Annotated in this window: 10 protein-coding genes; 1 reads left to right on the top strand and 9 read right to left on the bottom strand. The window is 41.4% G+C overall.

The genetic code is table 11. The annotated features are described in order from the left end of the window. Window positions 1-63: 63 nt before the first annotated feature. Window positions 64-549 carry a MarR family winged helix-turn-helix transcriptional regulator gene (locus K357_RS0108380; protein WP_028258290.1) on the bottom strand — a complete coding sequence of 162 codons (486 nt, stop codon included), beginning with the start codon at window positions 547-549 and terminating at the stop codon, window positions 64-66. 1,000 nt (window positions 550-1,549) lie between these two features. On the opposite strand from K357_RS0108380, the gene K357_RS0108385 reads away from it, so the two are divergent. Next, a complete protein-coding gene (locus K357_RS0108385) occupies window positions 1,550-2,728 on the top strand; it encodes an MFS transporter (RefSeq protein ID WP_028258291.1) in 1,179 nt (392 codons plus the stop codon). A 265-nt stretch (window positions 2,729-2,993) separates the two neighbouring features. On the opposite strand, the gene K357_RS09270 is transcribed toward K357_RS0108385, so the two are convergent. The 8 genes from K357_RS09270 to K357_RS0108425 all read right to left on the bottom strand — a co-directional run bounded on the left by K357_RS09270 (window position 2,994) and on the right by K357_RS0108425 (window position 9,969). Then, window positions 2,994-3,344, bottom strand: a complete 351-nt coding sequence (locus K357_RS09270) for a NifB/NifX family molybdenum-iron cluster-binding protein (RefSeq protein ID WP_051212185.1) — start codon at window positions 3,342-3,344, stop codon at window positions 2,994-2,996. A gap of 137 nt (window positions 3,345-3,481) precedes the next feature. Next, window positions 3,482-4,339, bottom strand: a complete 858-nt coding sequence (locus K357_RS09275) for a polysaccharide deacetylase family protein (RefSeq protein WP_051212186.1) — start codon at window positions 4,337-4,339, stop codon at window positions 3,482-3,484. Window positions 4,340-4,361: 22 nt separating this feature from the next. Continuing rightward, the gene (locus K357_RS0108400) at window positions 4,362-5,270 is read right to left on the bottom strand and encodes a DMT family transporter (protein WP_028258292.1); all 909 of its coding nucleotides are present in this window, start codon (window positions 5,268-5,270) and stop codon (window positions 4,362-4,364) included. Next, entirely contained in the window at window positions 5,254-5,733 is a 480-nt protein-coding gene (locus K357_RS0108405; RefSeq protein WP_028258293.1) for a NanQ anomerase/TabA/YiaL family protein, read from the bottom strand. Before K357_RS0108405 ends, K357_RS0108400 begins: the two co-directional genes overlap by 17 nt. A 188-nt stretch (window positions 5,734-5,921) precedes the next feature. Next, a complete protein-coding gene (locus tag K357_RS09280; RefSeq protein ID WP_051212187.1) occupies window positions 5,922-6,620 on the bottom strand; it encodes a VgrG-related protein in 699 nt (232 codons plus the stop codon). 79 nt (window positions 6,621-6,699) lie between these two features. Continuing rightward, on the bottom strand, window positions 6,700-8,016 hold the full coding sequence (locus K357_RS0108415) for a DUF445 domain-containing protein (protein ID WP_028258294.1): 1,317 nt from the start codon (window positions 8,014-8,016) through the stop codon (window positions 6,700-6,702). Next, entirely contained in the window at window positions 8,013-9,272 is a 1,260-nt protein-coding gene (locus K357_RS0108420; RefSeq protein WP_244869400.1) for a DUF445 family protein, read from the bottom strand. Before K357_RS0108420 ends, K357_RS0108415 begins: the two co-directional genes overlap by 4 nt. Beyond that, window positions 9,262-9,969, bottom strand: a complete 708-nt coding sequence (locus tag K357_RS0108425) for an MBL fold metallo-hydrolase (protein ID WP_028258296.1) — start codon at window positions 9,967-9,969, stop codon at window positions 9,262-9,264. Before K357_RS0108425 ends, K357_RS0108420 begins: the two co-directional genes overlap by 11 nt. Window positions 9,970-10,587: the final 618 nt, after the last annotated feature.

Here is a 10,587-nt window from a genome sequence, read left to right on the forward strand (position 1 = left end):
CATGGAACTAACACATACGCCCTACTATGAACCGTATTTCACAGTAGGGCGTATATCATTTATTTATTTATTCTTTTCTTCGCCTGCAGCTAAGCATCGTTGTAATTTATTCAACAATGTTCGTAATTGGCGAAATTCTTCTAACGAAAAACCTTGCACGCGTTCATTCATCTGTTCTGGCACTTTTGCTGCTACCTTTTTTAAATCAATACCAGCTTGTGTAATGGTAATATCTACAACACGTTCATCCTCACGAGAACGAGTACGTGTTAATACACCTTTTTTCTCTAATTTTTTTAACACCGGTGTCAATGTGCCTGAATCAAGTGATAATCGGTGGCCCAAGTCACGAACAGAAAGTGATTTCACTTCCCATAACACCATCATAACAATATATTGAGTATATGTTAAATCAATGGCTTCTAAAAATGGACGATACGCATTTACCACATCTTTTGCCGTTACATATAGCGGAAAACATACTTGATTATCTAATAATAATATTTCGTCTATTGAAAACTGTGTCAAATCAAATAAATCATTTTTCATATTAAGGTCTCCCTACCCTACTACAGCTCCTACTTTTACATACACTTGCATTATTTTATCATATATGACAATTCTAGTCAATTTATAGAGAAATACGTACGAGCTTTCACACAACTAGTAAGCATCATTGGTATACCATACATCCCCTATGCCCCACTCATCAATGTTACCTCCTTAGTAGACGGCGCATGTAACTACGAAGCCAGCACGAGTCGATTCTAGCTTACAACACTAAATCCATACTACTACGAGGTTGTACATAAAAGAATACCCACTAGCGTATGTCAGTATGGTTTACCATTTTACGTATTCTCTCTTTTATTATTATATAATTAATTACGATACATGTGTTATTATCATTAGTTATATCTCACTCATCCAACGGTGTAGCACATTGTTTTCTAGCAATAGAGTGCTTCCTCATCCCTCTTGTCTTGCTATGCTTAGCATCTACCACGCCTATGATGATAAAGATACCTATATAGTGCTCGCTTCATGGCAGGTTACTGCAACAGGCACATGATACTCGACAAGACCTACCGCTAAAACCCGACTCGATTATGATACGCAAGACCATCGGGACCGTTACCGATGCATTACCACGAACAAACTCTCTATCCTAATAGGTAAGACGTGGTCCATAGGCTATCATAAATTATCTCTATACACCTATGTATAGAATGAGTACAATAAAAGTAATGTACAATCAGATAGATTGCTAGTAGCCATGCGAGATACGCTTCGTATACTATGTAAGGTCCATGCACGTATGTACCAAATAGGTGGCTACTGGTAGCAGTAATCGACTGGATATAGTCGAACACGATACGCGCATACGTCACATAGGGTAATTGATTTAGGTGGCGACTCTATTCATGTTACATGCAATCTAGATACCGCATGAGCTACCTAGAAAGCATATGCTGTACTACAACCTTCAAATTCAGCTATATAGATATGACTTATATAGCGTTACACGACACCTAAAGGAGTGATTCCATTGGAACCATGGAAACGCATTGTATATATTTGTTTAGTCGGTGCTTTTTTGATGTCTGTCGGCATCAGTCAGTTTGCACCGATTTCGCCCCTCTATTTTCATGAGTTAGGCGTGAAAAATCCTGAAGAAATGAGCTTATGGTCTGGCCTTGCCATGGGGATTACCTTTATCATGTCCGCCATAGTGGCTCCCTTTTGGGGCCGTCTAGCGGATCGAAAAGGGCGAAAAATCACGCTCCTTCGCGCTAGTTTCGGCATGTCCCTATGCAATATTGGATTAGCCTTTGTACAAACACCAGAGCAAATCATTCTAGCCCGTTTTTTCCAAGGCCTTGTGAACGGATTTTTTTCTGGATCCGTAGCCCTCTTAGCCTCGGAAGTGCCAAAAGAGCATACCGGTTGGTCCTTAGGTATGCTCACTTCTGCCAATCTTGCCGGCTCACTCATAGGCCCTATTATCGGCGGTTATATTGCCAGTGTCTTTGGCATCCATATCGACTTTTTAATCATCGGTATATTGATGGGTATCGCCTTTCTATCCACCTATTTCTTTATCCATGAAGATTTCACGCCAGCAGCGGCAAAAGAAAAACAATCATTCAAAACCTTATACACCCATATTCCTAATTTTAAAACCATTATCACCTTGTATATAGCCGCCTTAATCTATTCGATGTGCGTCATGTCCTTACAACCGGTGATGACCGTCTATATTAAAGGCATGGTGCCAGCAAACACGGCTAACATCGCCCTCATTTCCGGTGCCGTTTTTTCCATTATGGGCGTAGCACAAACCATGAGTAGTTCCTATTTAGGTCACATGATTGATCGCATTGGGCCTCGACGAATTCTATTAGTATCCCTAGTCTATGTAGGCCTACTCACGATTCCCCAAGCCTATGTAACAAATTATGTGCAATTAGGCATACTGCGCTTCTTACAAGGTCTCGGCATGGGTGGACTCTTGCCATCGCTTCACACCTATTTATCCTCATTGACACCCAAACAATTCTCCGGCCAAGTGTTTGCCTATAACCAATCCATGATTTCCATCGGCTTCTTTCTCGGTGCCGTCGGCGGTTCCACCATTATGGCCAGTTTTGGCTTTACGATTCTCTTTTGGGTAAACGGAATTTCCTTTGTACTCGCCGCTCTTTGGATTCTATTGAAAGTCCGATAACCAAGCCTATGTCCCTATTTCTCTTTTCTATGACGCCATAGACTATGACAATTTCATGCATCCATTCCATCTTTCCATAGCAATCGTTTTGACTGAAGGTGTGACATGCTCCATAATCATCTAGCACGAATCCATGTATGGCCTATCGTCCATCGCATACAAGAAATACTGCGGATAAAATCGCCTACTATGCCATTTCTCACGATGCATGGTTCCCATAATAACACGTATAGTGTGTACAACGAACGGCTACCGAGTAAATTTTTTAATTTTGCCCATGATGACACGTGTGTGGTGTATAACTTTCATCTGCCACAATCGCCCCTGTTATGACTTGTTCTACCACCGCATCAGCATCGCCTGTGTGACCTGGATATACGGTAATATGTGCCGCCTTCAACGCCGCTAACGCTGGCCCACCAATACCTCCGCACACCACTGTATCGATGTGATGATCCACAAGGAACTGAACCCGTGCCGTATGACCCTCTGCGTCTACATCAAGTATACAAGATGTCGTACTGCGTCCGTTCTCTACTTCATACACCTTCCATTGTTTCGATTTACCAAAATGTTGAAAAATCTGTCCGTTTTCATAAGTAACTGCAATCTTCATAAAATCCTCCTTATCTATCTCCATAGTAACTATCTATCCATTCCTCATGAAAGTATCACTCTACTATCTCTATACGCCTAAGAAACACTCATTCTAGTAATATATTTAAGGATACTTTCTACAAGTCCATCGCCCTATTAAATATCCGGCATAATACCATATAGCCAAGGTACATTATGGCGTTTCGCAAACATCCGCACATTCCATGACCATTCTACCAATTGTGCTACATGCATGCGAATTCTAAATAAATCGTAATTTGTAAACCATGCAGTGGCGCCTTCAAAAATAGGCATCCGTGGCGTTGCCATCGGGTCGCTATCCGTAGTGGCAAATCCTGGCCCCACTGTAAAAGCACGAGTAAAGCCCATATCATGCACTGCCCGTTTCGCCTCTTCATTATATCTCCCTTGTGGATAGGCTACATATTTTGTGTCTTTATGCAAAATATCCTGTAAAATTGCTTTAGCATGAATTAAATCCGCTACGGTTTCATCATAACTAAACGTATCTAATGGCTTGTGTGCATATGTATGGTTTTCAATATCAATACCATGCGCCTGTAATTCTTGTAATTGTGCGGCCGTTAAAAAGCCTTTGCGGTTCACATCTTGACCAATCATAAAAATCGTCGCTTTAAATCCATATTCTTTCAAAATCGGATACGCCACTTGGTAGTTATCTTCATAGCCATCATCAAAGGTGATGACAACTGGTTTCCATGGCAACGATCCGCGTCCTTCTAGATACGCTTCTAATTCATCTAAGCTAATCGGATGATAATCTTCCGATTTTAAATATTCCATTTGTTGGCGGAAATGCTCAGAATGCAATGTTAAAACGCCGGCCCCCGTATCTGCTACTTGATGATAATTTAATACGGGAATACCGCCTGCATAGTATTCATAGGAATGGGTCCACGTATACGTAATCCACCCCACAAAGCCGATGATTATACCTATAATCACAATAATTATTACTTGTAGTGCTTTCACTACATGACACCTCGCAAAAGTCTTACTGATTAACGATAGCTAAAATAAATACGGTGGATAGAATACATACAAATCCAATCATATCAAGTACGGTGAATGTATTACCTAATAGCCACCATCCCAACAACGCCGCTGAAATCGGTTCCACCGACGACAATATAGATCCTTTCACAGGTCCAATACGTCGGATCCCTTCCATATAGGCATTGAAAGAAACAATCGTGCCTAACCAAACAATACCGCCCCATACGGCTAGATATGTCATCATATCCCATTCGCCACCAGGTCCTGTAGGTCTAAACAACAGATAGGCGGCTAGACTACCGATAAGCATGGCCATGCCCATAATCGTCGATGTGCCATAGCGCTGCAAAATACTGATAGGCTGAACGCTATAAACGGCAATACCTACTGCTGATAATAACCCCCATAGGACGACAGATATATTTAACGCCACTAATGTGAAACCATTATGAAATACAATTGATAAGGTTCCCAAAAACGCCAGTATCACGCTAATCGTTTCACTTCTTCTTGGGATTGCCCTATATCGAATTAACAAATATATAATAATCAACGTCGGTCCCAAGTATTGAATCACCGTAGCAATGCCCACCCCTGCAGCACCAATGGCTCGAAAATAGGCATATTGACACATGGAAATGCCAAATATAGAAAATATGGCGGTCTTTTTCATATCTTGCGGATGACGGAGTAAATCCTTAATCTGTTGCGGCTCTCTATATACACCCCATGCTAAGGTGATGAGGCCCGCCACCAACAAACGAACCGTCACGAGCCATTGTAAGTCCACGTGGCGATAGGCATGAATGAACTGTACCGATGTGCCCGACAATCCCCATAACATACCGCCTAACAGTGTTAAGATAAATCCAATCCACGTACTAGGTATCTTAGATAAGATCCACATGAACTTTCACCACTACCTTTCTAATAGGTATCGGCCTATTATGTACCGCTATCAAAGGGCGATGCCAATCGGCAGGGTAAAAAATCGCATAACACCCTTCCTGTAGATGTACACGTGCCTCATCGACTAGCTCTGGGTCATAAAAGTATAAGTCCCGCTCAGGATAGGCGTGAATCGGTTCTATCGTTGGTTTTACCCCTATGTAGCCGATTTCTTCTTCTCCTGTCACCATGTATTGAATATCAATATACTTACGATGTGCTTCTGGTTTGCTCTGCTCCCATAAAAGTGTATCTACATCATCTACATTCGCATACATCAGTGAACCTTTTTCACCTTCTAAATTATGTCGTCCTCCCTCTAGGGATTTCAAATCTGTATGTTTTAAAAAATCTAATGCGCGCACAATCGCTGGTGCATAGCCAAACTGTCTGTAATCAATGGCAATCGATTGAAATATCATCGTATTCCTCCTTACTGAACTATTACTTAGTATTATAGCACAGTAAAATCCATAAAATTAGTGGCACCATGTAACACGCAGCACCCCTATCTTCTGTATAAAGCCAAAAGTGTCTTATATAAACTATAGTTTGCTACTTACCACAACAAGATTACATCTAGGAACTGACAGCCATTTCTAACACGGCACTACTTCATAGCGGATACGGACGGTGCCGTATTCATCATACTATCGTCCTCCGTATCACCCTTACAGAGCTCTGGTACTTCCGCTTCAAATCGACGTAACACCTCGTTACACTCGTCCTCAAACCGACGATGTAAACTATCTCGTAAAGGTCCATAGTTCCATTCACTCGATTGACACACTGTATAAATGGCACGAATCATAGGGCGATCCCAGCGCCACGTATCCACCGAGGCGAGTTCCATAGCCCCAGCCTCTTTAGAGGCCTCTGTAAACATATCTCCTATCGCAAACGCACCATATTGCACCGCACGACTCCAAATCACATCTTGCATGGTATGTGAATGATGCTCCCTATGAAAGCCCAGTGCCGCCAAGCATTGACACGCTGGATCATAGTACGTTTCTTGTATAAAGTCATGTTGCATCAGTAAAAAATCGGTTTCTCTTTCAGTGCCCAATCGGCGCCATAGGTCATTAAACGCTTCACTTGTCACTGGATATAGACGTAGCTGATCTCCCACTGTACGATACGCCTTATTTTCATGACGTTCTAGCCACTCAATAAATCGATCTACACTCCCCATAGTACTGGATAATTGATAGGCGCCATAGGATACGCCGCCCGCATCACCTACGCCATCACTAATACATGCTGGATTGCCATTACTTTCATAATGAGCTGATAAATCACCTAACATAGTTACCTCCTATCTAGCCCCTCATGTTCTATATTAGCAATCCCATCCCTCTGTCAAGCCATGTTATATATAGAAAATCTCATAACCATATATGCCAATAGAGTAAGAGTGGTTCGTAGATGAAGTGCAATATGCACCATACCAACAAGCCACAAATACCGCCTACTATGGATCCATTAATGCGAATCCAGCTGAGGTCATCATCTATTTTGCTTTCCATGAAAGCGATGAATTTTTCTGTACTAAACCCTTGCAATACTTCACCAATAATAAGACCGAGCAAACTGTAACCTTGTTCCAACAGGTATAACGAAATGCGATGCAATGTAGTTTCAATGCGTTTACGCAAGGCTTCATCTTGATAATGACGAGCCCAAATGGTCAAGATAATCTGTTCCACCAAGGCCGCTGGTGTGTCACCTTGTTCATTACCATTCATGATAAAGTCCCCTATATAGGGACATACATGCTCTTTTATAATCGATTCCCACGGTTGTCCTTCAATCCAACGCAGCCACGATACATCGAGAGCCGCACATACATCTCGATTATCATTGAGCGATTGAATCGGTTCCACCCATTGACGTAACCAAACGATTCGTTCCTCATTATTTGGCTGTTTCCAAATTTCTAGCATGTCATACAGTTCATGGAGAATGGAATTAGCCAAATCATGGGGATTAATGATATCCGTTGCTTCTGAAAAAGATAGCAATAAATCGGAAAGGAAGTTATGTTTTTTCCGTTGCACTTCTTCATCAATAATGGTGGCTAACCAATTCACAATCGCCGGGTGCTGTATCTGTCGTTGTAGTTCGGATAACACTTGTACCACCATCGATTCATAGCGATTATGCTCGCATAAATCTAATAGTACATGTTGCAACGCTGGCACCAAAGAGCGCTCGCTCATCCATTGCCGAATTTTCTTCGACCCTAAAAAAGCCCATTCATCATAACTTTTCGCATGCCAAATGGCGTGAATAGCCTGATGCAATAGTAATCGCAACGCCCGTTGCCCCGATTCCGTCATCAAGTACCGATCCAATATCGGTAAAAATTCTATATGGCGCACCATACTTTCACAACGTTTTTTCGTTAAAATCTTGCTTTCCACCATGGCTGTAATGCCACGAATTAAGCGATCCTTATTATTTGGAATTAATGCCGTATGATAGGGAAACCCCAACGGTTTACGAAAGAGGGCGGTCACGGCAAACCAGTCGGCTACGCTCCCGATAAGTGCCGATTGCACGCACCAATACAAGGCGTCAAACCAAACGGCGGTTGTAAAAAATTGACCTACAAACACTACTCCATACAACACTATATTAACGAATAATAGGGCATTGGCTCGCTTATGATAGGTGCTATTCTGAAAGTATCGTTGTATCATCGTATCACGACCTCTCGAATCAACTGGGCCACCACGAAAAACATACCGCCCAATACGGCCCCTACAAAGGATCCGTTAATACGAATCATTTGTAAATCATAATACAAGCGCGAACGCACCATATCCGTCATTTCTTGTGGTGTATAACTCCTTAATTCTTCCTCTACAATGCGATCAATGATAGGACGTACCCATTGTAATACGCTTACCAATCGCATGAGTAAAAAGCGTTCAAACGGTTCTTTTTTACTTTCATCATCGGCCATACTACTCGCCATATGACTTATACTATCTAGTCCCATGTCGATAACTCGTTGCCATTCAATGCGATTTCCATCAAAAAACTGTCCTTGCCAGTGGTCGATGATATAGCGAAAAAATTTATCCTTATGGTCTTCTAAAAACTGTTGCCATTCTTCATTGGTTTCTAGTTTATTGAAAAAGTAAATGGAACGCCCCCATATGTACTGGCCTAATGGGGAATCTAAGGAATCATGACGATCTAATAATTCTACGGCTTTACGTTGAAATAACCGTACTAAATAGGCTGGAGATAGACTATCACCGCCAAAGGCTAACCCTAGTTCCCGCATTAAATAGCCTTCTGAATAGCGCTTTAAAATAGCATTCACAATGGCATATAAATAGGGATACACTCGATCCGATACGATAACTTGTTGACACGTGTGATTGAAATAATACCAAAAAATGGTGGCCGTCTTTTTTTCCAACGCACATCGACCAAATTGAATGACCAGCGGCGTAATACGCCAATCTGTTACACTTGTGGCTAGTAAACGAGTCACTTCCCTGCGAATTGGTCCTAGTTCCATATGTGACAATACGTGATCTGCAAGACTATGTAAAATGACACGCCCTTGTGCCTGTCCTTCTGAACTCACCACATATTGAAGTATCCGCTTCATAAGACGTTCTTTTTTTATAATTTTATACATGTACGACACACGCAATATCTCTTCTGATAACATGCGCCGCGCTAATAGAATCAGCCGATCCTTACTGCGTGGCAAAATCGCTGTTTTATAGGATATACCCAATGGTTTTGAAAATAAAGCTGTAACACCATACCAATCGGCTAAACCACCAATCGTGGCTGCTCCACTCATATGCATGATGAAAGCACCCCATACATATGCTTTATAGGGATAGGCTATCAGAAATATAACCGTCATGAAGAGTAATACAATGGTCGCCATGGGCTTATACTTGATCCGTTCTAGGCACTTACTCACCACAACTAAACGCCTCCCCATCTTGCTGAGGAATCCATAATGGAATTGATCCATAGCGCGCTTTAAAATAGGAGGATGGTTGCCATACAGAACCAAAGTAATGCATAGGCACTAGTAACTCCTTCACACATACTCTATGTAAAAATTCCCATACGCCCCATTCGCGCGCTTCCTCTAGGCGAGCATCGACAGGAAACATGGCAATGTCTACTGACAATCCCGTAAGTGGTGCAAATTCTTTTAGCATCAACTGACGTGCTTCTTCTATGTTTTCTGGTGTATCGCCACTCCAATGCCACCAATTTAAATCGCCCGCATGAAAGATGCGTTTTCTACCTGTATCCACGAGAAATGAACCGCCCTCATCGGTGGACCCGTACATCGTAATCGTAACGTCATCTACGGTTATGGTACTACCCACTTTCATAGGTATTACCTCACCAGCTGGTGCCGTCATAGATTTAGTAAGCGGTACGTCCTCATGTACAATATATCGATTTGCCGTTCCCTTGCTAATCACCTCAGCAATGACAGGATTATAGTGATCCCCATGCACATGGGTCACAAAAAACCATAATTCACGACCTTGATCCGCCATGGCTTGTACATGCCCTTTCGGATCTTTATAAAAGTCGAATATATAACAACGATGGCCATCATCAATCATAAAGCCACTGTGATGTAAAAAATATAATTTCATAAGAACTCCTTATTGTATCCATACTACTTAGCTACTACTCTATATACTCATCGTCAATCGATCCATATCTTGCGCACCATAGAGAACATATTGTATATGGATACACCTATGAATAGAATGATTTACTAATTGATTAATATTATCATATTATTATACCATATCTGTGACCCTATATGCTGACAATTATTATCTATAAAATGATTCTGTAGTCTGTACGTAGCGGCTAAACCTATTACAAATCCCCTTTCTAGTTGTTCTATCGGCTAACTCCTATGCTCTATTGCCTTCCCATAAAATTACTTCTACTAACCATAATGAGTACCATATATCTACGCCATCATATAACTCTTAAAAAATATTGATAGCACCTATCACAACTATATATCAATGACACCACTAAGCGGATAGAACGAAAGCCCTTATTTACATACACATACCATTATCTATCATTCGCACACTTAGCTAGATAAAAGCTATCCATGATTTACATACAATCACGTGATACCCTATATAACAACTCTATCCCCCTTAACGGTGATATGCCCTTTATGGTTCTTATCTCTATCGTCATTATATATAATTCTCATCGCCAGTACTTCACATGTCCTAAAAAATAAT

This window comes from Veillonella montpellierensis DSM 17217 (assembly GCF_000426745.1).
Classification (GTDB): domain Bacteria; phylum Bacillota; class Negativicutes; order Veillonellales; family Veillonellaceae; genus Veillonella; species Veillonella montpellierensis.